The organism is Paraburkholderia sp. MPAMCS5 (assembly GCF_036016995.1).
Lineage (GTDB): Bacteria > Pseudomonadota > Gammaproteobacteria > Burkholderiales > Burkholderiaceae > Paraburkholderia.
Map to the genome: position 1 here is coordinate 126,446 of NZ_JAYXBK010000006.1, position 25,497 is coordinate 151,942.

Sequence of the window (25,497 nt, forward strand, 5' to 3'; positions counted from 1 at the left end):
AAGGCCACGCACAGACAGCCACAGCCACCATCGCCTGGCCAAAAACGCTCCGTCAGAAAACACGGGCCGCTCGAAGCGGCCCGTTGTTTCATTTCAGCCCGCTCTCACACGCTCACGACGGCGACACGAGCTTGAAGTCGACCGGCGAGCCGATCTCGATCCGCTTCGGGTTCGCTTCGAGCAGGCCGCTCTGCCGGTCGCGCCTGAACACGTAGACGGTATCGCTGTTCTGATTGCCGACGATCAGCCAGTTGCCCGTCGGGTCGATCGCGAACTCGCGCGGCGACTTGCCGAGGCTCGACTGATGGCCGATCTTCTTCAGGCGCCCATTCGTGGGATCGACGGAGAAGATCACGATCTCGTTCGCGTCGCCGCGGTTGGTCGCGTACAGGAAGCGCCCGTCCGGCGACAGATGGATCGCCGCCGCGCCGACCGCGCCCTTGAAGCCCGGCTCGGTCAACGGAATGGTCTGCACCTGCCTGAGCTTGCCGTCGTCGTAATCGAACGTACTGACGGTCGCGGCGAGTTCGCTCGTCAGGTACGCGTGCTTGCCGTCGGCGCCGAACACCAGATGCCGCGGGCCGCTGCCCGCCTTCTCCTGGGTGTAGCGCCAATCGGTCGGGCCGAAGAGGCCGCGGCTGCCGTCGGGCGTGTAGCGGTACGAGTAGAGCTTGTCGGCGCCGAGATCCTGCGCGAATAGATAGTGTCCGTCCGGCGAAAACACGGTGGAATGCACATGGGAGTTGTCCTGACGCCCTTTCACAGGACCGCCGCCTTCATGATGCACGGTCAGCACAGACTCGCCGAGCTGGCCGTCCGCCTGCACCGGAAACACCGCGAAGCTGCCGCCGGGATCGGCGGCCACCGAGTAGTTCGCCGTCAGCAGATATTTGCCGTCGGGCGACAGGCTCAGGTAGCACGGATCGTTGCCGTCGGAGGAAACCTTGTTGAGAAAGCGCAACTGGCCGGTCGCGGCGTCGAAGCTGAACGCGCTGATGCCGCCGCGCTGCGTGGCAGGCCCGTTGTCGCCGGGCTGTTCGTTCACGGCGTAGACAAAACGGCGGTCGCGGCTCACCACCAGATACGACGGGTTCACCGTCTGCGCGACCGAGACGCGCGTCGCGTCGCCGGTTTTCGTATCGAAACGATAGACGTACAAGCCCTCGCTCCTGCCGCCGGTGTAGGTGCCGATCAGCATGTCATAGACGCCGTCGGCGGGGGCCGGGCCGGTTTCTTGCGCGAACGCGTGCGAAGCAACAATCGAGACCATGAGCGCGAAACCTTTTATGATCGAGCGGGCGGAGCAAAGAGACGTCGATGCTCGCGCGCGCCGTGAAGCGGAGTCAGCAGCAGAACGCGAAGAACGCAGATTGAGGCCTTGCGCGGCGCGCACGGCAACCGGGTAACGACGAAGCATATGACCTCCTGGGCATCGGTTATTGGCGTGAACCGGTTGTAAAGGTGTCGCTGGTCTGCCGCGCGGTGGTCGAGCGTTGTTCTTATCCAGTTCTTGTCGAGCAAGTATAGAAGTGTTGCGTCGGATCAGGCAGCGAAACGGCCGGGCGGCGATAGGTCAGACGGCGGTCCGTCGCGCGGCTTGCAATGCATCAGTGCCAATGGTTCCGTGTGGCGGGACGCCGCTCCATTTGCATCTCAGCAGTCTCACAACACTAGGGAGTCTTCATGAACGTCACACTCAGCCTGGGCCCGCTGGTTTCGTTGATCGCCGGCATTCTGATTCTCGTGATGCCGCGCCTGCTGAACTACATCGTCGCGCTCTATCTGATCATCATCGGGGTCATTGGGATTTTCGGCGTGGGATCGTCGCACTTCTGAAGACGGCAGCCGGGCGCAACACGGCCCGGCTTCGCCCGAACGGACCAAGCGCATGCAGCGCGATAGAGCACAACGGGACGCGTCCGCGGCGGTTCACCGCCCGGACGCCGGATGGACTCGCGAGACGCCCGGCGTTAGCCGTTCGAAAGCTGCTCCAGACGCCAACGCCCCTGCAACGACAAGGCGCCGACGGCATAATGGCCATCACCGTCCCGGTAGCGCCGGAAGCAGGCGCGCTCGATCAGAAAGCTCGCGGCAGTCTGCATGCCGTTGCGCGACAGACCGAGGCTGCCGTGGTCGAGAGGCAACATGGAATCGCCAGCGAGCTGGCTCGCGGCGGAGAGAATCGTGATGCAGTCGGATTTTGACGGATTCAGCATGGCTTTCGTCCTCGAACACGGCTTGTGCATACGCGATGAGCGGGCCAACTTCGCAAATCTGAAAGTTTTTCGGCCGCTGGGATTTCTGATTGTATGCAGGGATTTGACAATTACCAACCCGCGTTTTGTCGCATTGTGTGATGAACCAAACTGCGGCGCGCGAGTCCCGACAGAAGAACCAATAAGGCGCGGCACGCCTCGCCGCGCCTGCCACTGAAAGGCACTCGACCACTTCATGCCCGCACTCATCGAAGACTATGCGCTCATCGGCGACGGCCACACGGCCGCCCTCGTGTCCCGTGAAGGTTCCGTCGACTGGCTCTGCTGGCCGCGCTTCGACTCCGGGGCCTGCTTCGCCGCGCTGCTCGGCACGCCGGACAACGGCCGCTGGCTGATCTGCCCCGACACCGACACGCCCGCGACCATCACGCGCCGTTATCGCGGCGAAACGTTGATTCTCGAAACCGACTTCGAAACGCCCGAAGGCGCCGTCACGCTCGTCGACTTCATGCCACCGGGCAACGGCTGGTCGGAAATGGTACGAGTGGTGGTCGGCAAACGCGGCACCGTGCGGATGAAGATGGAACTGGTGCTGCGTTTCGACTACGGCTTTTCGGTGCCGTGGGTGGATCGTCTGAAAAACGCCAGCGGCATCCGGGCGATCGTCGGTCCGGATAACGCGGTGCTGCGCACGCCCGTCGAACTGCGAGGCGAGGATATGAAGACCGTCGCCGAATTCACCGTCAGCGAAGGCGAGCGCGTGCCGTTCTCGCTCGCGTATGCGGCCTCGCATTTGCGGCTGCCGCCCGCGCGCGATCCGCACACCGCCCTCGCGCGCACCGAGAATCACTGGCTCGAATGGTCGGCGCGCAGCACCATCGAAGGAAAATGGGCCGAGCCGATCCGCCGTTCCCTGATCACGCTCCGGGCGCTCGCCTACGAGCCGACCGGCGGAATCGTCGCCGCGCCCACCACTTCGCTGCCGGAACAGCTCGGCGGCACGCGCAACTGGGATTACCGCTACTGCTGGCTGCGCGACGCCACGATCACGCTGCTCGCGCTGATGCGCGGCGGTTACTACGACGAAGCGCGCGCCTGGCGCAGCTGGCTCGGCCGCGTGACGGCCGGCGCGCCCGACCAGTTGCAGATCATGTACGGCCTCGCCGGCGAGCGGCGCCTGCCCGAATCCGAAGTCGACTGGCTACCCGGCTATCACGGCGCGAAACCCGTGCGGGTCGGCAACAACGCGGTCGGTCAGCGCCAGCTCGACGTCTATGGCGAAGTGATGAACGCGCTGCATCTGGCGCGCGTGGGCGGCCTGCAGGCTGACGACACCGCATGGAACGTGCAACGCGCGCTGCTTAAACACCTCGACACGATCTGGCAGGAGCCCGACGAGGGCATCTGGGAAACGCGCGGCGGCCGTCGGCATTTCACCTTCTCGAAGGTGATGGCATGGGTGGCATTCGACCGCGCGCTGGCATCGGCGGAAATGTTCAAGCTGGAAGGCCCGCTCGACGAATGGCGCACCACCCGCGCGAAGATTCACGCCGAAGTCTGCGAGAAGGCGTGGAATCCCGAGCGCAATGCCTTCTCGCAGTCGTACGGCAGCGACCAGCTCGACGCGAGCCTGTTGCTGTTGCCGCTCGTCGGTTTCCTGCCGCCGAACGATCCGCGCGTGAAGAGCACCGTGGAGGCGATCGAGCGCGACCTGATGCACGACGGCCTCGTGATGCGCTACCGCACCACAGAATTCGACGACGGCCTGCCGCCGGGGGAAGGCACGTTTCTGGCTTGTTCGTTCTGGATGGTGGACAACCTGGCGTTGCAAGGGCGCCTCGACGAAGCGGTCGCGATGTACGAACGACTGCTCTCGTTGTGCAACGACGTGGGGCTGCTTGCGGAGGAATACGATCCGGCCGAAAAGCGGCTTGTCGGCAATTTCCCGCAGGCGTTTTCACACGTGGCGCTGGTGAATACGGGCCTGAACCTGATGAAGCACGAACAGGCGATGGCGCAGGCGACGGGTCAGCCGTCGCATAACGGCACGGGAAATGCTGAGCTGAAGGCTGCGGCAAGTCCGTATAGCGGCACCACAGCATCGCCAGTAGCATGATTCGATGACATTTTTACGGAAGGTTCCAGCCCGATTGCTGCATTGCACAAACACACTTGTTTCGATATGATCGAGCCGTCTGTCGGCCCACGACCCCTGTGCCCACAACCAATATGGCCTGCCGCAACGCCACACGCGTGTTTGCGAAGCCCCATGCGAACCGCTTAAAACGGAGCACCTATGCTCTACCAACTGCACGAATTCCAGCGGGCTATGCTGAGCCCGCTTACCGCCTGGGCCCAGGCCGCGTCGAAATCGTTCGCGAATCCCGCCAGCCCGCTGGCCTACGTGCCGGGCGCCACGCGCCTCTCCGCCGGTTACGAACTGCTCTACCGGCTTGGCAAGGATTACGAAAAGCCTGAGTTCAACCTTCACCAGATTGTTAAAGACGGTCACAACATTCCGATCATCGAGCAAACGATTATCGAGAAACCGTTTTGCCGTCTTTTGCGCTTCAAGCGTTTCGCGGACGACAGCGACGCCGTCACGCAACTGAAAGACGAGCCCGTGGTGCTGGTGTGCGCGCCGTTGTCGGGCCACCATGCCACGCTGCTGCGCGACACAGTTCGCACGTTGTTGCAAGACCACAAGGTCTATCTGACCGACTGGATCGACGCGCGGATGGTGCCGCTGGAGGAAGGCGAGTTTCGTCTCGACGACTACATCGCCTACATTCAGGAATTCATCCGCCACATTGGTGCGAAAAATCTGCACGTCATTTCGGTGTGCCAGCCGACGGTGCCGGTACTGGCCGCCATCTCGCTGCTGGCGAGCCGCGGCGAAGATACGCCGCGTACCATGACCATGATGGGCGGCCCGATCGACGCGCGTAAGAGCCCGACGTCGGTGAATTCGCTCGCCACGCAGCACTCGTACGAGTGGTTCGAAAACAACGTGATCTTCACGGTGCCGCCGAACTATCCGGGCGTGGGCCGCAAGGTTTACCCGGGCTTCTTGCAGCACACCGGTTTCGTCGCGATGAATCCGGAACGTCACGCGGCCTCGCATTGGGACTTCTACCAGAGCCTTCTGCGCGGCGACGAAGACGACGCCGAAGCGCATCGTCGCTTCTACGACGAGTACAACGCGGTGCTCGACATGGACGCCGATTACTACCTCGACACGATCCGCGTCGTGTTCCAGGAGTTCAGTCTCGCCGAGGGCACGTGGGACGTGGCCGGCGAACGCGTGCGGCCGCAAGACATCACGAAGACCGCCCTGCTCACCATTGAAGGCGAGCTGGACGATATTTCCGGCGACGGCCAGACCTACGCCGCGCACGAGTTGTGCACCAGCATTCCGGAGACGGACAAGCGCCACTTCACGGCCGAAAAGTGCGGGCACTACGGCATTTTCTCGGGCCGCCGCTGGCGCACGATTATTTATCCGCAGTTGCGCGACTTCATCCTCGAGCACAACAAGGCGCCGAACGTCGCGAAGGAAAAAGCCGAAGTCTGATCGGCGCTTCATGCAGAACGTGAAGCCAACGCGAACGGCCTCCATTCGGAGGCCGTTTTTTTGTCCACTGCTTTTACGCTATTCCGAAGCCTACTTTCGCAACAGATAAGCAAGCAGGAGTTCGGTGTTCATCTGAATCACCTCGCTGCGTTCGCTCGCGCTGCTGAAATCACGGCCGAGCGTGGCTTCGAGTGTGAAGCGATTCGACACGATGTAATACCCCATGCCCGACAGCGTGACGTAGAAGCGCAGCGGATCGACATTATTGCGGAACAGCCCCGCGCGCTGACCGCGTTCGAGAATGCCGCCGAGCGTGGCGACAATCGGCGAAATCATTTCGCGGATGCGCGTCGACTTCTGCATATAACGCGCCTCATGCAGATTTTCGTTATTGACGAGACGCAGCAACTCGGGATGATCGCGGTAGTAATCCCAAACGAAATGCGCGAGACGTGTGACAGCCTCGACCGGCGCGACACCGTTCAGCTCGAGCGTGCGTTCCGCTTCGTTGAGCGCGCTGAACGCGTGCTCCAGCACCGCCGTGAAAAGCTGCTCCTTGCTACCGAAGTAGTAGTAGAGCATGCGTTCGTTCGTCTCCGCGCGGCGGGCGATCTGATCGACGCGCGCGCCGAATAGCCCACCATTTGCAAACTCTTCGGCGGCCGCAAGCAGAATGCGGCGCCGGGTGCCTTCAGGATCTCTTTTGATTTTCGGCTGATTCATGGTGGCATTGTCTTCGTGAGCCGCGTTATCCGGATCGCGCCGCCGGCCTCTCCTCGGGCCTTGCCGACAGCGTTGAACGGGCGCGCCATTGTTGGGGAACACCCTTGTGCGGTCTTTCGAAAAAAGCGCTTTGATTATGGCACATGGGTTGCCAATGGCAATTGGGGAAATCGGCGATAATGTGCTATTTAGTTCAAGCTGTGCGGCCGCCCGCCGAGCCCCGCTTGGCCCCACATCGTGACCGTGACAGACATCAGAACACTTGCAGATCGCATCGAAGATCTGCTTCCCCAGACGCAATGCACCAAGTGCGGTTATCCGGCCTGCCGCCCGTATGCCGAGGCCGTCGCGCGCGGCGAAGCCGGCTACAACCAGTGCCCGCCGGGCGGCGCCGAAGGCGTCGCGCGCCTCGCCGCATTGCTCGGCCAGCCGGTGATTCCACTCAATTCCGCCAATGGCGTCGAACGGCCGCGCCCACTGGCGGTTATCGACGAAAACATCTGCATCGGCTGTACGTTGTGCATGCAGGCCTGTCCGGTGGACGCAATAGTTGGGGCACCGAAACACATGCACACAGTGATCGCCGAACTCTGCACGGGCTGCGATCTGTGCGTGCCGCCCTGCCCCGTCGATTGCATTTCGATGCCGCCCGTCACCGGCGAATCGACCGGCTGGGACGCATGGAGCCAGCGGCAGGCCGACGCCGCGCGCGAGCGCCACGAGCGGCGCGAGGCGCGTCTCGCCCGTGAGCGCGAAGCTGCGGAGGCGCGTGCTGCAGCGCGGCGAACGAGCAGCGCCGCCGCGGCTGCCGAAGCGGAGACGTCCACGGCAGCGCCCGTCTCCGCGAGCGTCGCGCCCACCGAGGCTTCCGAGGCAGCGTCGAAAAAACGCGCGATCATCCAGGCGGCGCTCGAACGCGCTCGCAAGAAGAAGGAAGAACTCGCTGCCAAAGGCCAGGGTCCGCTCAACACCGAGCACGTGAGCGCGGACGTGCAGGCCCAGATCGACGCAGCAGAATCGCGCCGCCGCCGTCTCGGACTTGCCGAAGACAGCGCCGATCCCGACACGCCGCCGTCACCGGCGGGCACCCGCAACCCGCGCTAACAGCATCCGCCCCGCTCAGCATGAATGCGAACAAACGCCGCGCCATCTACGAAACGTTTCAGAGCATCGACCCGCATCCCACGACCGAACTGGAGTACACCAGTCCGTTCGAACTTCTGATTGCCGTGCTGCTGTCGGCGCAGGCGACGGACGTGTCGGTCAACAAGGCTATGCGCAAGATGTTCCCGATCGCGAACACGCCGCAGACGGTGTTCGACCTGGGCGAGGAAGGCGTGGCGAACTACATCAGGACGATCGGCCTGTACCGCAACAAGGCCAAGAACGTGATAGCGACCTGCCGCATCCTGCTCGACCAGTACGGCGGCCAGGTGCCCGAAGATCGCGAGGCGCTGGAAAGCCTGCCCGGCGTGGGACGCAAAACCGCCAACGTGATCCTGAACACGGCGTTCGGCCATCCGACCATCGCCGTCGATACGCACATCTTTCGGGTTGCGAATCGAACCGGCCTCGCGCCCGGCAAGGATGCGCGCGCGGTCGAAACGGCGCTCGAAAAATTCACGCCCGCCGAGTTTAAGCAGGACGCACATCACTGGCTGATCCTGCATGGGCGCTATGTGTGCAAGGCGCGCCGGCCCGAGTGCTGGCATTGCGTAATCGAGCCGCTTTGCGAGTTTCGTCCGAAGACCCCGCCGCCCGATCTTTGAATCAATGCGTGGTCAGCGAACCGAGCCACCGGCGCGTAAAATAACAGGTTGCGCGCGGCGACTCGCGGCCGTTTCTTGACAGCCGCCCGATTGCAGCCGCCGCGCCAACGCTTCTTCCCTTGCACCATCCAACACACCGGTTCCACGATGTTCAATCCCAGCCGCGACGAAGTCCGTCAATTTTTCACCGAGACCTGGCGCAAGCAACGTCAGGGCGAGATCCTGACGCCGCTCGAAGCGATGGCCGCCGACTGGATCACCGAGCACCCCGAATACCAGGCTGAATTGACCGACGCGCAAGCCGCGCAGGCCCAGGACTATTCCCCGGAGCGCGGACAGACCAATCCGTTCCTTCATCTGTCGATGCATCTGGCCATCAGCGAGCAACTGTCGATCGATCAGCCGCCCGGCATTCGCGCCGCGCATGAGCGCCTCGCCGCGCGGCTCGGTTCGACACACGACGCGCAGCACGCGATCATGGATTGCCTCGGCGAAACCATCTGGGAAGCGCAGCGCACCGGCACGCCGCCGGACACCGACGCGTACTTGCAGCGAATCGAACGACGCGCAACACGGGACTAACGGCGCGAACCGAACGCGAGTTCAACGCCCCCAGCAAGCCCCAAAAGCACAACACCCCGCCGAAGCGGGGTGTTGTTCATTCAGGCCAGGCAGCGCGCTTACTTTTTCTGCACGAGATCGCCGTTCAGCGATTCGACATAAGCCGCGATGTCTTTCATGTCCGACTGCGACAGGCTTTGCACCTGCGCCTGCATGATCGCGTTGTTGCGACCGAGGTGCGGGTTGCCATTGCCCATCTGATATTGACGCAGCGCCCAGTAAACATAATCGGCGTGCTGACCGGCGAGCTTCGGATATTCCGGGCTCACCGGCTTGTTCAGGTTCGGGCCGTGACAGGCCGCGCAGTTGTGGCTTTCAGCCAGCACCTTGCCGTTGCCGGCGTCGGCCGCGTGCGCGGCGCTCGCTGCAACCAGACCGAATACTGCCGCCGACGCGCATGCAGCCTTGAACACCGTGTGGAGTGCCTGTTGGGGCTTATTCATGAATTCTCCTATCCCGCGAATTTAATAACCGAGTGACCGTATGGACAACCGCCGCCGGTCACTTGTCGGGATTGCTCTTCGATGAGGAATTTTGCGCTGCGTAGTAAGCAGCGATGTCGGCGATGTCCTGATCCGACAGCGACACGGTGATCGCGTGCATCGTTTCGAAATGGCGGTCGCCCTTCTTGTAGCCGTGCAGGGCGTTTTCGAGGTACGCCTGATTCTGGCCGCCGAGCATGGGCACGCGGTAGACCTCGGGGTAAGCCGTGCGATATTCGGGGATGCCGTGGCAGCCAATACACATCGCGACCTTGCCCTGGCCCGCTTTCGCGTTGCCGACGACATCCGCTGCCTGCGCACTGGCCGCGTAGCCCGCGAGCACCGACAGCGCTGCGATCACGACGTGTTTGCCGACGAATTTATTCATAGCATGTAACCTGGCTTGAGGGGAAACGAGCGCCCAAAAAGGCAACGGCCCGCGCCGTTATTCTTATAGGGAGCCACGCAGGCCAAAAAAATCGCGCTAATTGTACCGCGACGCCGCGCCGAACGTCCACCGCACGGGCGAGGCGCGCAAGGAGCCTGCCCGGGGCGCGGCGCTTTGCCGCATGGCGAGCGTCGTGACAGCGCGGCTGCAACCATACGCGAGGCGGTTTCAGGCCAACAGGGCTTCTGACTTATACTGGGTTTTTTCCCGCCAAAGAGCATCTCGCCATGCGTTTCGAAGGCTCATCGCAGTACGTCGCCACCGACGACCTCAAACTCGCGGTCAACGCCGCGATGACGCTCAAGCGCCCGCTGCTCATCAAGGGCGAGCCCGGCACCGGCAAAACCATGCTGGCCGAGGAAGTCGCCGCCGCGCTCGGCATGCCGCTGCTGCAATGGCACATCAAGTCGACCACCAAGGCTCAGCAAGGCCTGTACGAATACGACGCCGTGTCGCGCCTGCGCGATTCGCAACTCGGCGACGAGCGCGTGAAGGACATCCGCAACTACATCGTCAAGGGCGTGCTGTGGCAGGCGTTCGAGTCGGACCAGCAAACGGTGCTGCTGATCGACGAGATCGACAAGGCCGACATCGAATTTCCGAACGACCTGCTGCGCGAACTCGACCGCATGGAGTTCTACGTGTACGAGACGCACGAGCTGATCCGCGCGAAGCAGCGGCCGCTCGTCATCATCACGTCGAACAACGAGAAGGAACTGCCCGACGCGTTTTTGCGCCGCTGCTTTTTCCACTACATCAAGTTTCCCGATCCGGCCACGATGCAGCAGATCGTCGAGGTGCATTACCCCGGCATCCGGAAGGAACTGCTGGCCGCGGCCATGCAGAGCTTTTTCGAACTGCGCAATGTGGCCGGGTTGAAGAAGAAGCCGTCCACGTCGGAACTGCTCGACTGGCTCAAGCTGCTGCTCGCCGAAGACATTCCGCCGGAGGCGCTGCGCTCATCGGATCAGAAGCAGATCATTCCGCCGCTGCACGGCGCGCTGCTGAAAAACGAACAGGACGTGAGCCTTTTCGAGCGGCTGATTTTCATGAATCGAAATAACCGTTGAACTCATTATCGGGCGAGCGCGGGTGAGCGCCTCACACACCTCGCCCGCAGCCGACGCCGGGAACCCAGCATGCTGATCGACTTCTTCTACTCGCTGCGCGCCGCGAAGCTGCCCGTCTCGGTGAAGGAATATCTGACGCTGCTCGAAGCGCTCAAAGCGAACGTGATCGCGCCGTCGCTCGACGAGTTCTACTACCTCGCGCGCATGACGCTCGTGAAAGACGAGCAGTATTTCGACAAGTTCGACCAGGCGTTCGGCGCGTATTTCAACGGCGTCGCCAAGGTCTCGGAGCTTGCATTCGACGTCCCGCTCGACTGGCTGAAAAAGAAGCTGCAACGCGACCTGTCGCCGGAAGAAAAAGCGCAAATCGAAGCGCTGGGCGGCATCGACAAGCTCATGGAACGCCTGAAGCAACTGTTCGACGAGCAGAAAGAGCGCCACGAAGGCGGCAACAAGTGGATCGGCACGGGCGGCACGTCGCCGTTCGGCAATGGCGGCTACAACCCGGAAGGCGTGCGCATCGGCGGCGACTCGGCGGGCAATCGCACCGCCGTGAAGGTGTGGGAAGCGCGCGCCTATCGCGACTACGACGACCAGGTGGAAATCGGCACGCGCAACATCAAGGTGGCGTTGCGCCGCCTGCGCCGCTTCGCGCGCGAAGGCGCGGCCGAAGAACTCGATCTGCCCGACACGATCCGCAGCACCGCCGCAAACGCCGGCTGGCTCGACCTGAAGATGGTGCCGGAGCGGCACAACAAGGTGAAGGTGCTGATGCTGCTCGACGTGGGCGGCTCGATGGACGACCACATCAAGCGCACCGAAGAGCTGTTTTCCGCCGCGAAGGCCGAATTCAAGCACCTGGAGTTCTACTATTTCCACAACTGCGTCTACGACTTCCTGTGGAAAAACAACCGCCGCCGGCACACCGAGCGCATGCCGACGTGGGACGTGCTGCACAAATTCACGCCCGACTACAAGCTGATCTTCGTCGGCGACGCGACCATGAACCCGTACGAAGTGCTGCAGCCGGGCGGCTCCGTCGAATACAACAACGCGGAAGCGGGCGCCGTGTGGCTGCGCCGCCTCGCCGACCACTTTCCGCATCACGCGTGGCTCAATCCCGAGCCGGAGGGCTTGTGGGCGTACCGGCAGTCCGTTAGCGCGATCCGCGAAGTGCTCGGGCACCGCATGTATCCGCTCACGCTCGCCGGCCTGGAAGCCGCCATGCGCATGCTGAGCAAATAGCCGTCAATCGCCGCACCTGGCTAAATCGCGCCGCCCCCTCAACGATAAGAAAGTTTTTGCATGAGCCGTTCGTCTTCGCCTGATCTGTCTTCCGCCGGTCTTCCGCCCGCCCGCTTCAATCCGTTTGCCGACTCCTCGCTCGCCGCCGTCGTCGCGGGCTTCGTCGCGATGATGACGGGCTATACCAGCTCGCTCGTGCTGATGTTCCAGGCCGGCCAGGCCGCGCATCTCACGAACGCGCAGATTTCGTCGTGGATCTGGGCCTTGTCGGTCGGCATGGCGCTGTGCACGATCGGGCTCTCGCTGCGTTTTCGCGCGCCCATCGTGGTGGCGTGGTCGACGCCCGGCGCGGCGCTGCTGGTGTCGTCGTTGCCGCATGTGGCTTATGCGCAGGCGATCGGCGCGTTTATCGTCTGCGCGCTGCTGTTGACCGTGATCGGCCTGACAGGCTGGTTCGACACGCTGATGAAGAAAATCCCGGCCGGCATTGCGGCGGCGCTGCTGGCGGGCATCCTGTTCGAGATCGGCATCGAGATATTCCGCGCGGCGCAGTTCCAGACGGCGCTCGTCCTGACGATGTTCCTCACGTACCTCGTCGTCAAACGCGCCGCGCCGCGTTACGCGATTCCGTTGACGCTGATCGCCGGCACCCTCGCCGCAGGCGAACTCGGGCTGCTCGATTTCAGCCATTTTCGGGTGGCGATGGCGCACCCCGTGTTCACGATGCCGGCGTTCTCGCTCGCCGCCTGCATCAGCATCGGCGTTCCGCTTTTCGTGGTCGCGATGGCGTCGCAGAACGTGCCCGGCATGGCCGTGCTGCGCGCAGACGGCTACGCCACGCCCTCCGCGCCGCTGATTTCGACAACCGGTATCGCGTCGCTCCTGCTCGCGCCGTTCGGCTCCCACGGCGTGAATCTCGCCGCGATCACGGCCGCGATCTGCACCGGCCCGGAAGCGCACGAAAACCGCGACAAGCGCTACACGGCGGCGGTCTGGTGCGGCATCTTCTACCTGATCGCCGGCACGTTCGGCGCGACAATTGCGGCGCTGTTCGCGGCGTTTCCGCGCGAGCTGGTTGTCTCAGTCGCGGCGCTCGCGCTGTTCGGCTCGATCATGGGCGGTCTTGCCAACGCGATGCAGGACGTGAGGCAGCGCGAAGCGGCGCTCGTCACGTTCATGGTGACGGCGTCGGGGCTGACGCTGCTGTCCATCGGCTCGGCTTTCTGGGGGCTGGTGGCGGGCGTGCTGACGCAAGCCGTGCTGAACGTGCGGCGCGCATGACGCCGAAAAAATCTGTCTGAACGGATCGCCGGGCTCGACTGTCAATACGGCGTCAGGCGATCCGCCATAAAATAGAGGTATCCGGCAGCGTTTCCCGGCAATTTCCCGGCAACATCGGGCTGCGCTGCAGCGTGATTCGCGGCCGCCGGACCTGAAGCGGTCTTTCAATCCGGCGGCAACTCATTCTCCTGAACCATGGCGCATGCGCCCTGAAGGCACGAATATGACAACCGCACTCGATCAACTCAAGCAATACACCACCGTCGTGGCCGATACCGGCGACTTCCAGCAGCTCGCGCAATACAAGCCGCAGGACGCCACCACGAATCCGTCACTGATTCTCAAGGCCGTGCAGAAAGACGACTACCGGCCGCTGCTCGAAAAAACGGTGAAAGCTCATGCATCGAAGCCGCTGGGCGCGATCATCGACCAGTTGCTGATTGCGTTCGGCACCGAAATCCTGAAGATAATCCCGGGCCGCGTGTCGACCGAAGTGGATGCGCGCCTGTCGTTCGACGTGCAAGCCTCGATCGCCAAGGGCCGCGAGCTGATCGCGCTGTACAAGGAACACGGCATCGAGCGCGAACGCGTGCTGATCAAACTGGCTTCCACGTGGGAAGGCGTGCGCGCGGCGGAAGTGCTGCAAAAGGAAGGCATCAACTGCAACATGACGCTGCTGTTTTCGCTCGCGCAGGCTGCGGCCTGTGCCGAGGCGGGTGCGAAGCTGATCTCGCCGTTCGTCGGCCGTATTTACGACTGGTATAAGAAAAATGCCGGCAGCGCGTGGGATGAAGCGAAAGACGGCGGCGCAAACGATCCGGGCGTGCAATCCGTGCGCCGCATTTACGCGTATTACAAGAAGTTCGGCTACAAGACCGAGGTGATGGGCGCGAGCTTCCGCACTCCGGGTCAGATTCTGGAACTGGCCGGCTGCGATCTGCTGACCATCAGCCCGGATCTGCTGCAAAAGCTGCACGACAGCACCGACAAGGTCGAGCGCAAGCTTTCGCCGGACAGCTCGAAGGGCGCGGACATCGAGCGCGTGCCCGTCGACGAGGCGTCGTTCCGTTTCCTCCTCAACGACGAAGCTATGGCGACCGAAAAGCTGTCGGAAGGCATCCGCACGTTCGACGCGGACGCGATCAAGCTCGAAAAGCTGATCGACACGCTGCGTTAAGCGCCTCCGGCGGCTTGCCGCACAACGCACGCGGTACGAAGCGGCGGCCACGCTCCGGGCAACGACACGCGGCCCCGGACCTCACGGTTCGGGGCCGCGCGCCGTTTACGGCGGCGTCCGGCTTCCCACCCGAACGCTGCCCCAGCGTCTCTTCGTCACGACGTAAAGTCACAATCGCGCGAAATCCGTTGCCTAAAATGGTCTGCACGCCTGCTTCGAATTTGCCCGGTTTGGCTTCGGCAGCGAGGCGTCACGCTTCAACCTATTTCGGGAGACGATGATGGAAGTCCAACCTTACGTATTTTTCAACGGTCGTTGCGAAGAAGCGCTCGACTACTATCGCCAGCACCTCGGCGCGGAAGTGACCCTCATGATGCGCTTCAAGGACGCGCCGCCCGACCCGAACAACCCGCCGCGCGCCGGCCTCGAAAACAAGATCATGCACGCGAGCATCCAGCTCGGCTCGACTCAGTGGATGGCGTCCGACGGCAATTGCGATCAGGACGCGAAGCCCATGAGCGGCTTCAGCCTCTCGCTGACCGCGGACGACGCCGCATCGGGCCAGAAATACTTCAACGCGCTCGCCGACGGCGGACAGGTTGTGATGCCGTGGGGCGAGACCTTCTGGAGCAAAGGCTTCGGGATGGCGGTGGACCGCTTCGGTCTGATGTGGATGGTGACGATTCCGCATCAAGGCTAAGCGCGCGGCCGCCACTCCGGCGGCCAATGCAAACGCCGCAGGCGCTAGATCTTTTGCAAGACCCGCGAATGCCGCTCGATGTTCCAGTTCGGCTCGGTCTCCAGCAACGCCGCGCGCAAGCCGTCAACCTGTTCGGCGAGCCGCTGTCCCAGCCAATACGGTCCTTGCAAATCCGGCGGTAGCCTGAGCGCCGCGTCGCCGGAGGTTTGCGCGAGCGGCGCTGCGTCCGGAATGCCGAAGTGGGTCGCGCGCCCAAACCGCAGGCCGCGCGCCATCGCGAGCAGAATGGCTCGCACCGCGTGCACCTCGGCGCCACACTGCGCGGCGTAGGAGGAACGCGCCAGGGCGTCGACCTGCATCAGCGGACCGGTGGCCAGCAATTCGAGCGAACTCAATACCGAGCGATGCAGACGCTGAATCTCTTCGAGCTTCGTTTGCGGCACGTCGATTTCCTTCGCCACGGAAGGCATCAGCGAGCGCAACTGCACGAGGCGCCGGTTGATCTGAAGGAACCGTTTGACCTGCTCGTCCTCGGCGATCGTCTCGCCTTCCAGCAGGCGCGTATAAATCTGCGCGCATTCGCGCAGATTGGCCGCGAGCCCATAGCGCCACGAATACGTGGCGTGCAGCGGTAGCGCGAATGAAAATGCCAGCGCGATCACAATGCCGATCAGCACGTTCAGCGTGCGCCAGAGGCCGACGTCGATCAGATTGTCGCCGTGTCCCGCGACGATGCACATCGTGATGGCCGTCAGCAGCCCGATATAGCCGGACGAGCCGATCGCGAACCATGCGCAGATCGCCGCGACGATCGACATCAGCACGTAGGTGAGCGGCAGCGAGCCGATCAGGTTCTGCTGAACGATCAGCGCGAGCCCGAGCGTCGCCCCGAGCAGCGTGCCCGCCGCGCGGTCCGCGGCCTTCTTGCGGATATTGCCGTGATGCTGCAAACCGCCGATCACCACGAGCAGCGTCACCGACGACCAGATGCCGTGCGGAATGTTGATGCCCGTGGTGGCGAGAATCGAGAACAGCATCGCTAGCCCGACGCGCAGACTGTGCAGGACCTTCGCGTGCCGATAGCGGTAATACGGCGACGTGATCGCGCGAACCATGCGGCTCACCGCCGAGCGGCGCGCAATCACGGTATTGGAATCGGCAGAAGCCATGGCGGGCGCACGACACTTTTGGACAGGAGTCCCGCTATCGTGCCCTGGAGTGCGCCGGAAACACAAACGCCCGCGAACTTTCGTCCGCGGGCGCCGGGTTGCGCGGGCCTCACGGTCCGCCGTGCCAGTTTCCCAGGCTCAGCTTTCGACCACGTCCAGATAGTCTTCAGGACGCGTGCGGTCTTCGCCGCGCTGCATGCCGAACGCGCGCACCAGCAGACTCACCACGATCGACACCACCAGGTTCACGATCAGCGACCACACCGCCGCGTAGCCCGGAATCGCCATGCCGAACAGGTGGATCGTGAAGATCGAACCCGCGAGCTTCAGCGAAATCGCCATCCACGTGCCGGTCGCGATACCCGCGGCCCAGCCGAGCAGCAAGCCGCGATAGTCGAGCACACGCGTGTACAGACCGAGCACGATGGCGGGCAGCGTCTGGATGATCCAGATTCCGCCGAGCAGCTGCAACTGGATCGCATACGTGAGCGGCAGCCCCAGAATGAAGGCCACCGCGCCGACCTTGACGATCAGCGAGACCAGCTTCGCGACATTGGTCTCCTGCTCGTGCGACATGTTGCGGTTCACGAACTCCCGGTGGATGTTGCGCGTGTACAGGTTCGCTGCCGCGATCGACATGATCGCCGCCGGCACCAGCGCGCCGATGCCGATTGCCGCGAACGCGAGGCCGACGAACCACGACGGGAAGAAGTGCAGGAACAGCGCCGGCACCGCGAAGTTCGGGCCGAATGCCTTGAAGTACGGCGCGAATTCCGGCATGTCCTTCACGCCCGAGGCGAGCGCCATGAAGCCGAGCAGCGCGAGCAGGCCGAGCACCAGCGAGTAAGCCGGCAGCATTGCCATGTTGCGGCGGATCGTGTTGCCCGAGTTCGACGACAGCACCGCCGTGATCGAGTGCGGATACAGGAACAGCGCGAGCGCCGAACCCACCGCGAGCGTCGCGTACGCGCTATAGCCGTTCAGACTCGACACGTCCGGCGCCTTCAACAGCAGCTTGGCCGGCGGCACCGCGCTGAAGATGTGGCCGAAGCCGCCCAGTTGCGGCGGAATCACAATGACCGCGGCGAAGATCGTGATGTAGATCAGGACGTCCTTGACCACCGCGATCATGGCCGGCGCGCGCAGGCCCGACGTGTACGTGTACGCAGCCAGAATCGCGAACGCGATGATGAGCGGCAGATCGCCGACGAAGCCGTTCGTGTCGAAGCCAAGCGCGCCGATCACCACTTCGATGCCGACCAGTTGCAGCGCGATGTACGGCATGGTCGCCACGATGCCGGTCACGGCGACCGCGAGTGCGAGCATGCGGCTGCCGTAGCGCGCCGACACGAAGTCCGCCGACGTCACGTAGCCCTGGCGTTTCGCGATGCTCCACAGTTTCGGGAACACGACGAACGCGAACGGATAAATCAGGATCGTGTACGGCAGCGCGAAGAAACCCGTTGCGCCCGCACCGAATACCAGCGCCGGCACCGCGACGAAGGTGTAGGCGGTGTACAGGTCGCCGCCCAGCAGGAACCACGTGACGACGGTGCCGAAACGCCGGCCGCCGAGGCCCCACTCTTCAAGATGGGCGAGATCGCCGCGTCGCCAGTGAGCCGCAATGAAGCCGAGAATCGTGACGCCGATGAAAAACAGAACGAAGACGAAAGTTGCGATGGCGTTCATTATCGTGCGCCCCCTTGCGAGCGACCCGCCGAGCGCGCCTTGGTCTTGAAGTACACGAGCGCCGTGATGACCGCGCTGATCAGCACCCACAGGAGCTGATACCAGTAGAAGAACGGAAAGTCGAACAGCACCGGTTCGACCTTGTTGTACGACGGCACCCAGATCATGGCGATCCAGGGCAACAGCAGCAGCCAGAGCCAGTGCTTGCTGGCTTTGTTCGCGTCGGCGTCGTGAGCCATGACGTCTCCTCTTCCCTATTATTGAATTGTTGGCCCGTGTTCGACGGGTGGTGAACCCCCAAAGCGGAGCGCCGCCTTGCGGTAGCTGAGCCGCGGAGGATCGCCCCGCATAGGACACGAGTGCCCCGAAAGCCTCGAAAGAGTATAGGAGCCGCGAACGTGCGGTCAAGCAGGGCGGACCCGAGGCACGGCCATGCTGTCAGAGCCGGCGGGACGGTGTTTCAGCGAAGGCGGACGGGGTTCGAGCGGCGCGGCGAAGAGTGCTGCGCGACGCGGTTCTCGCGCTTGCGGACAAGCCGGGAGAATGGCGCGGTGCCGCTTCGATGCAGGGTGGATAGTGGCTTCGCGCGCCGTCGCGTGGATGCGACGGTGGCGTGGTGCTTGTTGCTTGTTGCTTGTTGCTTGTTGCTTGTTGCTTGTTGCTTGTTGCTTGTAGCGAGACCGGAGCGCGGCGGCCCGGTCTCTTCAGTTTCAGTGGCCAGGAAATCAGATGGTGAACGAGTCGCCCGTCTGTCCCGTCGATTCCTGCAGGCCCTTGATCCACTTGCGCGCCGGCAGGCCAAGCTCGGCCTCGATCAGTTTGGCACGCGCTTGCAGCGCCTTGAACGGCACGTCGAGCGCCGGGCCGGAGAACGCGATGGCGATGCGGTTGCCGTCGTGCACTTCGGGCAGCGCGATCACGCGGCCGTCGAATGCTTCATTCAGACGCTTCATGTTGCGCACGAAACTCGGATGATCGCCGAACAGATTCACCGTGACCACACCCGCGTCCGTCAGACACGCGCGCGCCGCACGGTAGAAGCCGACGCTGTCGAGCACGGGGCCGCGCGCGGTCGCGTCATAGATGTCGATTTGCAGCGCGCCGATCGTGCCGTGGTTCGCGCGGTCGTTCACGAAGTCCCACGCATCGGTTTCGTGCACCGTGAGGCGCGCGTCGTCGTGCGGCAAGTCGAACATCGTGCGCGCGGCGACGACCACCGCCGGGTTCACTTCGACCGCCTCGACCTTCGCGCGCTTCAGGAAGCGGTGCGCGAACTTGGTCAGCGCCGCGGCGCCGAGACCGAGTTGCACGATACGCTTCGGCGTTTCGATGAACAGCAGCCACGCCATCATTTGCTGCGCGTATTCGAGTTCGATGTGATCGGGCTTGCGCAGACGCATCGCGCCTTGCACCCATTCGGTGCCGAAGTGCAGGTAGCGCACGCCACCCTCTTCCGAGAACGTGACGGGCGCGAAACGCGGCTTGCGCGGGGTTTCGATTTGCGGCGCGTCGTGCAGATCGTCTTCGTGCGAGACGCGTTTTTTGCTGCGCACTGCCTGGTGTTTGCTCGCGCCGTCGGCGTCGCGGTTGCGGAATGCGCGCGCTTCAGCCGAAGCGCGCTTGATGAGTTTGGTCATGTCAGGATGTCGCGCCACATGCGCAATTTTTGATCGAACGAGAGCATAGCATTCGCCGGACTCGACGACGGCAGGACAAGCGTCGCGTAACCGGCCGCGCCGATCACCGGCGCGAAGCGCCCCGCCGTCTTGCCGTTGAAGCAGACCTTCTTCAGCAACGGCGCGTGTTCTCTTAAAGACGCGAAGTCGTTCGGCTGCGCATTGCGGATCGCCGAATCGAGACTGCCCTGACGATGGCACGCATCGAGCACGTCCCAGATGCCGATGCCGTGAGACAGCACGCGCGCAAGCCGCTCTTCGTAAGGCAGCTCGTGCAGCGCCCGCTCGCCGAGCACAGCGCCGAGCAGGCGCCAGAACTGGTTGCGCGGATGCGCGTAGTACTGCGTCGCGGCCAGCGACGCTTCGCCGGGAAAGCTGCCGAGAATCAGCGTATGGGTGCCGGCGGCGATAACGGGAGGAAAGCCGCGCAGCATCAGCGGTGCCGCTCGTCGACGGGACGCGTCGCGGGATGCGCGCGCGATGCCGTATGCTCGACCGGCCCGCGATGTTCGCGCGCGCGCGGGTGGACGGCGTGCGTGGCATCGTCGGCGTCCGCCGGCGGGCCGCCGTGCGCTTTCGACACAGACGCGAGATACGCCCACAGCGCCGGCAAAAAACATTCGGTGACCATCAGCGGCGCGCCATGCCGCTCGAACACCGAGCGGCGCGCTACAAGCGCATGCGGCGGCACTCCGCTGGGCCGCACTCCGCTGATCTCGCGCGCGGCCAGCCGGTATAGCGGATGCCGTCCGGTCACGCTGCGGCTCACCAGCGCGGAACGTGCCACGCTGCTGTCGCTATACAGCAATTCGGCGAGCGGCCGCGTGCGCAAGCGCCGCGTGGCCTGCCACACGCCGACACTCGCGGCGAGCGGCGCGACACTGTGCGCGGCCACAAACGGTACGCCGTCGACGGATAGCACGACCTCGCGCACCCACACCGGCGCACGCACATGAAGCCCGAGCGCGGCGTGTTCGTCGGCCCAGGGCAACGCCACGCCTTCGCGCGTGACGCGCACGGCGACCGCGCCGAGCGCGCGCAGATGCGCGGTCAACGAACCGCCGCGGGTCAACCAGTCTTTCTGCGCGGCGCTGAAGCGAGGCAACGGAGCGACGCGCCAGTGCGCGTCGGCGGCATTGAATCGGATGGACATGGGTTCGGATTATAACGGCGCGAATGTCGGACTATTTCTCAGCCCGCAGACGCCTTTTCCGCGAGCTTCGCGTGACCGCCTTAATCAGTGGCTAAACCTTCAAGAAGCCCTTCATTTCGGAAAGGTCCGATTCTCCGTCGGTCGCGACGCACGATAAAACCTCCGTGCTTTACGAACCGGCGATTCGTCCGTTGTCGATGGACGCGCCATCTGATCTGCAAACGAATGGGAGAACGAACATGAACAAGCTGATGCGCGCAAGCGCCTGTGCCATCGCGGTGCTGCTGGTAGCGGGCTGCGCGGCCCCGCTGAACCGCGACACCGAGACTTCGTTGAACAAGGCGGTGGGTATCGAGGTCGCCCCGGTCGCGGGCGGCGTCGCCGTCAAGCTACCCGAAAAAGCGCTGTTCGATTTCAATAAATCCGACGTGCGCACCGACGCGAGCGCGGTTGTCGATCGTTCCGCCGTGCTGCTCAAGCGCACCCAGAAGCCGATCATCGTCGAGGGATATACGGACAATATCGGCACGCTTGAATACAACCAGCAACTTTCCGAAGCACGCGCGACCGCCGTGGGTTACGCGCTCGTGGCACGCGGCGTGGCGACGGACCGCATTCGCACGAAGGGCAATGCCTACAACAATCCGGTGGCAAGCAACGACACGCCGGAAGGACGCGCGCTCAATCGCCGCACCGAGATCGTGGTGCGCGGCGAGACCATGGAAACGTTGATGGGCAAGAAGTAAGCGGCGGCCTCTTCAGACCGCCTGAGGCTCTGCTCAAAGTGACCGGGTGCGCAGCGCGCATCCGGCTCACCCGTCCACGTATTGCCGCAGCGCTTCTGCAACGTCAGCCAGCACGGCTTCCCACCGGTTCAGTTCGCGCTGCCTGAAGAGACGCATTGACGGATACCACGGACTGTCGGCGCGCGCGATCATCCAGCGCCAGTCGGTGAACGTGGGCACCAGCACCCACACAGGCGTACCGCATGCACCTGCCAGATGCGCGACCGCCGTGTCCACGGTAATCACGAGATCGAGCGATTGAATGATCGCAAGTGTATCGGAAAAGCTCTGAATCTCCGGTCCGAGAACATGCATGTCGATGCGCTCTGACCACGCTGCCGCTTCGCTCCCGGCATCGCCCTTCTGCAGCGAAAACCACCGCACGCCCGGCTGCTCGAAAAGCGGCTGCCATTGCTGAAGCGCAATGGACCGGTAACGGTCGAGCCCGTAAGCCGGATTGCCGGCCCATACGATGCCGACCCGAATGCCGCCGTGAATGCCGGCGCGCTTTCGGAACGGGCCGCGCGCACCCGCCGTGCCGAGCGCCTCCACGCGGTTGCGCCAACGCTGCACCCTGGCGGAATCTGCATTGAGATACGACGTGGCTAGCGGCAACATCGACATGTCGAGGTTCATTTGCGCCGGCATGCGAAGCATGCGACACCAGTAGTCGTAGGGATCGGGCGGCACGGTGGTCCACGCCGCGTGCACGCCCGCTGCCTGGCGCGCCACCTCGCCAAGCGGTTCCTCGACCCAGACGTCGACTTGCGCGCCCTGCCGATGCAGCCAATCGGCCATGCGCAAAAACTGGATCTGATCGCCGAGTCCCTGTTCTCCGATCAGCAGGAACCGGCGACCTTGCACGCTCTCGCCTTGCCACTCCGGAAAACTCGGGCGAACGAGATCGTGATTCTCAGGCAATGCGTCATGCCAGCGGTATTGCTTCCAGCCGCGCTCGAAATCGCCCGAACGAAGCTGCGCCGCGGCAAGGTTGAACTGCATGAGCGCGTGCCCGGGCATTAGCCTCGCGGCTTCTGCGGTGTGGGCGTGCATGTGCTCGAAGTCGCCGAGCATGTTGAACGCGAACGACGCGTTGTGATGTAGCCAGGCGTTATCCGGGTTATGCGGGTTGATGGCGATTCCCTGTTTCGCGACGCTGAGCGCGTCGGCGAAGCGCTGGGCGCCGTTCAGAGCAAACGCAAGTTGCTGGAGCGCGGCAGTGTCGGCAGCGCAGCGCGTGCGCAAAGACGGCAACAAGCTGCCGATCTCCTCCTCGCGCCGAGCTTTCGATAAAGCCGCGATCAGCATGAACGCGTCCGCCACATTGGTGGAGTCGAGCGACCAGGCGCGCAGCCAATAGTCCGCGGCGTCGCTGTCGTGCCCCAGCTCCGCGCTGATCTGCGCGAGCGCGCGAGCCGCATGATGCAGCGTCGGCTCGATGTGAAGCGCTTCTATATAGTGCTGCCGCGCTTCAGTGAGTCGGGCGGAAAGCTTTAGACAATCCGCCAGATTTCGATGCAGGCTGGCGCTGCCGCCGCTCAGGTTCAGCGCCCGATAGTAAAACGCCTCAGCCGCGATCCGTTCGCCGCGCAACGCGGCCAGCAGCCCGCGATGCTCCCAGATGTCTGCGCGACCGGGCGCGAGATTCAACGCGCGATCGAGCTGTTCACACGCCTGATCGACCTCTCCATTGCGAAAATAAGCGAGGCCGAGTTGATGCAGCGTGTTCGCATCGTTCGACGAAAGCTGGCCGGGCAACACATCCGTATCGCGCATGACGCCGCACTCAAGTCTTCGCCGCGGGGATCACGGCGCTCGCGTCAGCCCGCATCATGGCGTTCAGACGCGCCGTGACGCGCTCGACCACCGGCGCCCATTGCCCCGGCTGTGGTTGCCTGAAGAGTTCGAGCGAGTCGTACCAAGGCTGCGCCTCCTCATTGCCCCACGCCCAATGAGACACATGATCGAGCATCGCGAAAACCGGCCGCCCGAGTGCGCCGCCAAGATGCAGCGGCGCGCTGTCGATCGTGACGAGCGCATCGAGCGCGCCGAGATGGGCCGCGACGTCGTCAAAACCGGCGTGATAGTCAGCCGTCATGTCGTACACGCGATAGCCCTGTGCGTTCAGCACCGCGACATCGGCGGAGCGTCCTGGCGTGAGCGAATAAAACGCGACGCCCGCCAGCGACAGCAACGGCGCAAGCTCGGCACGGGCAATGGAGCGCTTCTCGTCGCGGCGATGCGTGGGACTTCCCGACCACACCAGGCCGACATGCAGCTTTGTGTGCGGCGCCTCTTTGCGCAAGCGTTCGTGCCAGACGGCCACTTTGTTTGCGTTGGCGTGAAGATACGCATTGCCTCGCACCTGCACCGGCTGCAGATGGAGCACAAGCGGCAGGCTCATCATGGGCAGGCTGTAATCCGGCCCGCCGAGCGGCCCGTCTTCGATCGAAACGCAGTCCGCGTAAAGGCGCGCCAGCAGCGGTTGCAGCGATTTGCGCACACAGAGCACGAGCCGGCCGCCTTCCTCGCGCACCCGCGCGGCGAGTTGCGGCACGTAGCGCGCCATGTGGATGTCGTCGCCGTTACCCAACTCGCTATGCACGGCAAGCGTCTTGCCGGCAAGCGGCTCGCCTTGCCAGCGGGGACACAGGCGAGCCATGACACAGACGATGTTGTTCGTGTCGCGGTCGTCGCGCGCAAGCCGTGCCTCGAAGCGCTTCCAGCCGCTCGACCAGGCGCCACGCCGCAAATCCAGATCGGCAAGATCTACTGCGGGCGTCACCGCGCTGGGATTGACCGCGAGCGCGGCACCCAGCATCGCAGCGCTTTCCTCGTAGCGCGCCTGCTCGCACAGATACAGTCCGATGGCGGCCAGCACGTCCGCGTTACCCGGCGACGCCGCGTTCGCGGCACGCATGGTCGCCTCGGCGGCCGCCGCGTCATTGCACTGCCATTGCGCATGACTGAGCTGCCAGGCCATTTCGGCGTCGGCGGGATTGCGCGCAAGCGCTTCGCGGCACACATGCTCCACGGCGGACCAGTCGCCAATCTCACGTAACGCCAACGCAAGTTGCAAGGGCAACGCCGGATCGACGGCCGGATCGAGCGCATACGCGCGCGTCAGCGCCGCGCGCCGTTCCTCTTGCGTGCCGGGACCGGTCTGCGCGCCGAGCGAAATGGCCAGCCACCATGGCGCGCGTGCGTCGTGCGGCACATGTTGCTGATACGCGCGCAGCATGTGAGCTGCCGCGGAATGCGCGCCGCACTCATTGATCAGCCACGCGGTCCATTCGAGCGTGGCGACGGGCGGCTGCGCGGCCGCCGCCATTTCACTGTGATGGCGCGCGTCTTCGCTGCGGCCGAGCGCGTCCGCGAACAGAGCAACGCGGGCATGGCGCGCGCCGTTGGCCTCCGCATGCGCGTGCGCCTGCGATGCGCTGTGATAGGCCTCTTCAAAGCGCCCAGCGCTCGCCAGCAGGTCAGCTTGCAACTGCGGCGTGACGCCCGCGGCGGCGAACTCGGCGGCACGCAGCATGGCGGCTTCAAAGCCCTCCTCTCGCAGCACGGACCACAGAAGGCGAACTAACTCGACGGGTGTTGCGCCAGTCACCAGGACGGCCGGATCGGCCAAAGCGAAATCAGACATGAAAATTGGAAAATTGCCGCAACGCGCTAGCGCTTCGCTCAAAAAATTTCGACGCCGACGGCTTATTCGG

The 25,497-nt window shown here is 63.8% G+C and carries 25 protein-coding genes; 12 read left to right on the plus strand and 13 right to left on the minus strand.

Annotated features, from left to right (window positions below; all coding sequences use genetic code 11):
* Positions 1 to 112: 112 nt before the first annotated feature.
* On the minus strand, positions 113 to 1,417 hold the full coding sequence (locus VOM14_RS15710; RefSeq protein ID WP_327629636.1) for a lactonase family protein: 1,305 nt from the start codon (positions 1,415 to 1,417) through the stop codon (positions 113 to 115).
* A 266-nt stretch (positions 1,418 to 1,683) separates the two neighbouring features.
* Here VOM14_RS15710 and VOM14_RS15715 point away from each other — a divergent pair, with 266 nt between their 5' ends.
* Positions 1,684 to 1,836 (plus strand): DUF3096 domain-containing protein, encoded by a 153-nt coding sequence (locus tag VOM14_RS15715; protein ID WP_327629637.1) that lies wholly within the window; start codon positions 1,684 to 1,686, stop codon positions 1,834 to 1,836.
* Positions 1,837 to 1,970: 134 nt separating this feature from the next.
* On the opposite strand, the gene VOM14_RS15720 is transcribed toward VOM14_RS15715, so the two are convergent.
* Positions 1,971 to 2,216, minus strand: a complete 246-nt coding sequence (locus VOM14_RS15720; RefSeq protein WP_327629638.1) for a hypothetical protein — start codon at positions 2,214 to 2,216, stop codon at positions 1,971 to 1,973.
* 235 nt (positions 2,217 to 2,451) lie between these two features.
* Here VOM14_RS15720 and VOM14_RS15725 point away from each other — a divergent pair, with 235 nt between their 5' ends.
* Positions 2,452 to 4,332: a glycoside hydrolase family 15 protein gene (locus tag VOM14_RS15725; protein ID WP_327629639.1), complete on the plus strand. Its 1,881-nt coding sequence runs from the start codon at positions 2,452 to 2,454 to the stop codon at positions 4,330 to 4,332.
* Positions 4,333 to 4,512: 180 nt separating this feature from the next.
* Positions 4,513 to 5,790, plus strand: a complete 1,278-nt coding sequence (locus VOM14_RS15730; protein WP_327629640.1) for a polyhydroxyalkanoate depolymerase — start codon at positions 4,513 to 4,515, stop codon at positions 5,788 to 5,790.
* A gap of 90 nt (positions 5,791 to 5,880) precedes the next feature.
* On the opposite strand, the gene VOM14_RS15735 is transcribed toward VOM14_RS15730, so the two are convergent.
* On the minus strand, positions 5,881 to 6,513 hold the full coding sequence (locus VOM14_RS15735) for a TetR/AcrR family transcriptional regulator (protein WP_327629641.1): 633 nt from the start codon (positions 6,511 to 6,513) through the stop codon (positions 5,881 to 5,883).
* A 237-nt stretch (positions 6,514 to 6,750) separates the two neighbouring features.
* Here VOM14_RS15735 and rsxB point away from each other — a divergent pair, with 237 nt between their 5' ends.
* The 3 genes from rsxB to VOM14_RS15750 all read left to right on the plus strand — a co-directional run bounded on the left by rsxB (position 6,751) and on the right by VOM14_RS15750 (position 8,864).
* Positions 6,751 to 7,617, plus strand: coding sequence for an electron transport complex subunit RsxB (gene rsxB / locus VOM14_RS15740; protein WP_327629642.1), 867 nt, complete (start codon positions 6,751 to 6,753; stop codon positions 7,615 to 7,617).
* A gap of 20 nt (positions 7,618 to 7,637) precedes the next feature.
* The gene (nth, locus tag VOM14_RS15745) at positions 7,638 to 8,282 is read left to right on the plus strand and encodes an endonuclease III (protein ID WP_327629643.1); all 645 of its coding nucleotides are present in this window, start codon (positions 7,638 to 7,640) and stop codon (positions 8,280 to 8,282) included.
* A 147-nt stretch (positions 8,283 to 8,429) separates the two neighbouring features.
* Entirely contained in the window at positions 8,430 to 8,864 is a 435-nt protein-coding gene (locus VOM14_RS15750; protein ID WP_327629644.1) for a DUF1841 family protein, read from the plus strand.
* Positions 8,865 to 8,962: 98 nt separating this feature from the next.
* Here VOM14_RS15750 and VOM14_RS15755 read toward each other — a convergent pair whose 3' ends face one another.
* Together VOM14_RS15755 and VOM14_RS15760 are read right to left on the minus strand one after the other, a co-directional pair.
* A complete protein-coding gene (locus VOM14_RS15755) occupies positions 8,963 to 9,346 on the minus strand; it encodes a c-type cytochrome (protein ID WP_327629645.1) in 384 nt (127 codons plus the stop codon).
* Positions 9,347 to 9,404: 58 nt separating this feature from the next.
* Entirely contained in the window at positions 9,405 to 9,773 is a 369-nt protein-coding gene (locus VOM14_RS15760; protein WP_327629646.1) for a c-type cytochrome, read from the minus strand.
* Positions 9,774 to 10,060: 287 nt separating this feature from the next.
* On the opposite strand from VOM14_RS15760, the gene VOM14_RS15765 reads away from it, so the two are divergent.
* The 5 genes from VOM14_RS15765 (at position 10,061) to VOM14_RS15785 (ending at position 15,306) form a co-directional block, all read left to right on the plus strand.
* The gene (locus VOM14_RS15765) at positions 10,061 to 10,903 is read left to right on the plus strand and encodes an AAA family ATPase (RefSeq protein WP_327629647.1); all 843 of its coding nucleotides are present in this window, start codon (positions 10,061 to 10,063) and stop codon (positions 10,901 to 10,903) included.
* 69 nt (positions 10,904 to 10,972) lie between these two features.
* On the plus strand, positions 10,973 to 12,148 hold the full coding sequence (locus VOM14_RS15770; RefSeq protein ID WP_327629648.1) for a vWA domain-containing protein: 1,176 nt from the start codon (positions 10,973 to 10,975) through the stop codon (positions 12,146 to 12,148).
* 60 nt (positions 12,149 to 12,208) lie between these two features.
* Positions 12,209 to 13,429: a benzoate/H(+) symporter BenE family transporter gene (locus VOM14_RS15775; RefSeq protein WP_327629649.1), complete on the plus strand. Its 1,221-nt coding sequence runs from the start codon at positions 12,209 to 12,211 to the stop codon at positions 13,427 to 13,429.
* Positions 13,430 to 13,652: 223 nt separating this feature from the next.
* Positions 13,653 to 14,606 carry a transaldolase gene (gene tal / locus VOM14_RS15780; protein ID WP_327629650.1) on the plus strand — a complete coding sequence of 318 codons (954 nt, stop codon included), beginning with the start codon at positions 13,653 to 13,655 and terminating at the stop codon, positions 14,604 to 14,606.
* Positions 14,607 to 14,886: 280 nt separating this feature from the next.
* Positions 14,887 to 15,306, plus strand: coding sequence for a VOC family protein (locus VOM14_RS15785; RefSeq protein ID WP_327629651.1), 420 nt, complete (start codon positions 14,887 to 14,889; stop codon positions 15,304 to 15,306).
* A 44-nt stretch (positions 15,307 to 15,350) separates the two neighbouring features.
* On the opposite strand, the gene VOM14_RS15790 is transcribed toward VOM14_RS15785, so the two are convergent.
* From VOM14_RS15790 to VOM14_RS15815, 6 genes are all read right to left on the minus strand, one after another.
* On the minus strand, positions 15,351 to 16,475 hold the full coding sequence (locus tag VOM14_RS15790) for an FUSC family protein (RefSeq protein ID WP_327629652.1): 1,125 nt from the start codon (positions 16,473 to 16,475) through the stop codon (positions 15,351 to 15,353).
* Positions 16,476 to 16,613: 138 nt separating this feature from the next.
* Positions 16,614 to 18,164 (minus strand): monocarboxylate uptake permease MctP, encoded by a 1,551-nt coding sequence (mctP, locus tag VOM14_RS15795; protein WP_327629653.1) that lies wholly within the window; start codon positions 18,162 to 18,164, stop codon positions 16,614 to 16,616.
* Entirely contained in the window at positions 18,164 to 18,403 is a 240-nt protein-coding gene (locus VOM14_RS15800) for a DUF3311 domain-containing protein (protein WP_327629654.1), read from the minus strand. Before VOM14_RS15800 ends, mctP begins: the two co-directional genes overlap by 1 nt.
* Before the next feature lie 486 nt (positions 18,404 to 18,889).
* Positions 18,890 to 19,801: a spermidine synthase gene (locus VOM14_RS15805; RefSeq protein WP_327629655.1), complete on the minus strand. Its 912-nt coding sequence runs from the start codon at positions 19,799 to 19,801 to the stop codon at positions 18,890 to 18,892.
* Complete coding sequence (locus VOM14_RS15810; protein ID WP_327629656.1) at positions 19,798 to 20,274, minus strand: DNA-deoxyinosine glycosylase; 477 nt, start codon at positions 20,272 to 20,274, stop codon at positions 19,798 to 19,800. The genes VOM14_RS15805 and VOM14_RS15810 overlap by 4 nt, the downstream gene beginning before the upstream one ends.
* The gene (locus VOM14_RS15815) at positions 20,274 to 20,993 is read right to left on the minus strand and encodes a chorismate--pyruvate lyase family protein (RefSeq protein WP_327629657.1); all 720 of its coding nucleotides are present in this window, start codon (positions 20,991 to 20,993) and stop codon (positions 20,274 to 20,276) included. The genes VOM14_RS15810 and VOM14_RS15815 overlap by 1 nt, the downstream gene beginning before the upstream one ends.
* Before the next feature lie 239 nt (positions 20,994 to 21,232).
* Here VOM14_RS15815 and VOM14_RS15820 point away from each other — a divergent pair, with 239 nt between their 5' ends.
* Positions 21,233 to 21,739 (plus strand): OmpA family protein, encoded by a 507-nt coding sequence (locus tag VOM14_RS15820; RefSeq protein ID WP_327629658.1) that lies wholly within the window; start codon positions 21,233 to 21,235, stop codon positions 21,737 to 21,739.
* A gap of 66 nt (positions 21,740 to 21,805) precedes the next feature.
* Here VOM14_RS15820 and VOM14_RS15825 read toward each other — a convergent pair whose 3' ends face one another.
* Positions 21,806 to 23,554, minus strand: a complete 1,749-nt coding sequence (locus VOM14_RS15825) for a tetratricopeptide repeat protein (protein WP_327629659.1) — start codon at positions 23,552 to 23,554, stop codon at positions 21,806 to 21,808.
* Between the two features lie 10 nt (positions 23,555 to 23,564).
* The gene (locus VOM14_RS15830; RefSeq protein WP_327629660.1) at positions 23,565 to 25,427 is read right to left on the minus strand and encodes a hypothetical protein; all 1,863 of its coding nucleotides are present in this window, start codon (positions 25,425 to 25,427) and stop codon (positions 23,565 to 23,567) included.
* Positions 25,428 to 25,497 lie beyond the last annotated feature (70 nt).

Bases quoted from the DNA above. Each gene is read 5' to 3' on its own strand.
- VOM14_RS15710 (WP_327629636.1), bottom strand. From the start codon at position 1,417: ATGCTTCGTCGTTACCCGGTTGCCGTGCGCGCCGCGCAAGGCCTCAAT.
- VOM14_RS15715 (WP_327629637.1), top strand. From the start codon at position 1,684: ATGAACGTCACACTCAGCCTGGGCCCGCTGGTTTCGTTGATCGCCGGC.
- VOM14_RS15720 (WP_327629638.1), bottom strand. From the start codon at position 2,216: ATGCTGAATCCGTCAAAATCCGACTGCATCACGATTCTCTCCGCCGCG.
- VOM14_RS15725 (WP_327629639.1), top strand. From the start codon at position 2,452: ATGCCCGCACTCATCGAAGACTATGCGCTCATCGGCGACGGCCACACG.
- VOM14_RS15730 (WP_327629640.1), top strand. From the start codon at position 4,513: ATGCTCTACCAACTGCACGAATTCCAGCGGGCTATGCTGAGCCCGCTT.
- VOM14_RS15735 (WP_327629641.1), bottom strand. From the start codon at position 6,513: ATGAATCAGCCGAAAATCAAAAGAGATCCTGAAGGCACCCGGCGCCGC.
- nth (WP_327629643.1), top strand. From the start codon at position 7,638: ATGAATGCGAACAAACGCCGCGCCATCTACGAAACGTTTCAGAGCATC.
- VOM14_RS15750 (WP_327629644.1), top strand. From the start codon at position 8,430: ATGTTCAATCCCAGCCGCGACGAAGTCCGTCAATTTTTCACCGAGACC.
- VOM14_RS15755 (WP_327629645.1), bottom strand. From the start codon at position 9,346: ATGAATAAGCCCCAACAGGCACTCCACACGGTGTTCAAGGCTGCATGC.
- VOM14_RS15760 (WP_327629646.1), bottom strand. From the start codon at position 9,773: ATGAATAAATTCGTCGGCAAACACGTCGTGATCGCAGCGCTGTCGGTG.
- VOM14_RS15765 (WP_327629647.1), top strand. From the start codon at position 10,061: ATGCGTTTCGAAGGCTCATCGCAGTACGTCGCCACCGACGACCTCAAA.
- VOM14_RS15770 (WP_327629648.1), top strand. From the start codon at position 10,973: ATGCTGATCGACTTCTTCTACTCGCTGCGCGCCGCGAAGCTGCCCGTC.
- VOM14_RS15775 (WP_327629649.1), top strand. From the start codon at position 12,209: ATGAGCCGTTCGTCTTCGCCTGATCTGTCTTCCGCCGGTCTTCCGCCC.
- tal (WP_327629650.1), top strand. From the start codon at position 13,653: ATGACAACCGCACTCGATCAACTCAAGCAATACACCACCGTCGTGGCC.
- VOM14_RS15785 (WP_327629651.1), top strand. From the start codon at position 14,887: ATGGAAGTCCAACCTTACGTATTTTTCAACGGTCGTTGCGAAGAAGCG.
- VOM14_RS15790 (WP_327629652.1), bottom strand. From the start codon at position 16,475: ATGGCTTCTGCCGATTCCAATACCGTGATTGCGCGCCGCTCGGCGGTG.
- mctP (WP_327629653.1), bottom strand. From the start codon at position 18,164: ATGAACGCCATCGCAACTTTCGTCTTCGTTCTGTTTTTCATCGGCGTC.
- VOM14_RS15800 (WP_327629654.1), bottom strand. From the start codon at position 18,403: ATGGCTCACGACGCCGACGCGAACAAAGCCAGCAAGCACTGGCTCTGG.
- VOM14_RS15805 (WP_327629655.1), bottom strand. From the start codon at position 19,801: ATGACCAAACTCATCAAGCGCGCTTCGGCTGAAGCGCGCGCATTCCGC.
- VOM14_RS15810 (WP_327629656.1), bottom strand. From the start codon at position 20,274: ATGCTGCGCGGCTTTCCTCCCGTTATCGCCGCCGGCACCCATACGCTG.
- VOM14_RS15815 (WP_327629657.1), bottom strand. From the start codon at position 20,993: ATGTCCATCCGATTCAATGCCGCCGACGCGCACTGGCGCGTCGCTCCG.
- VOM14_RS15820 (WP_327629658.1), top strand. From the start codon at position 21,233: ATGAACAAGCTGATGCGCGCAAGCGCCTGTGCCATCGCGGTGCTGCTG.
- VOM14_RS15825 (WP_327629659.1), bottom strand. From the start codon at position 23,554: ATGCGCGATACGGATGTGTTGCCCGGCCAGCTTTCGTCGAACGATGCG.
- VOM14_RS15830 (WP_327629660.1), bottom strand. From the start codon at position 25,427: ATGTCTGATTTCGCTTTGGCCGATCCGGCCGTCCTGGTGACTGGCGCA.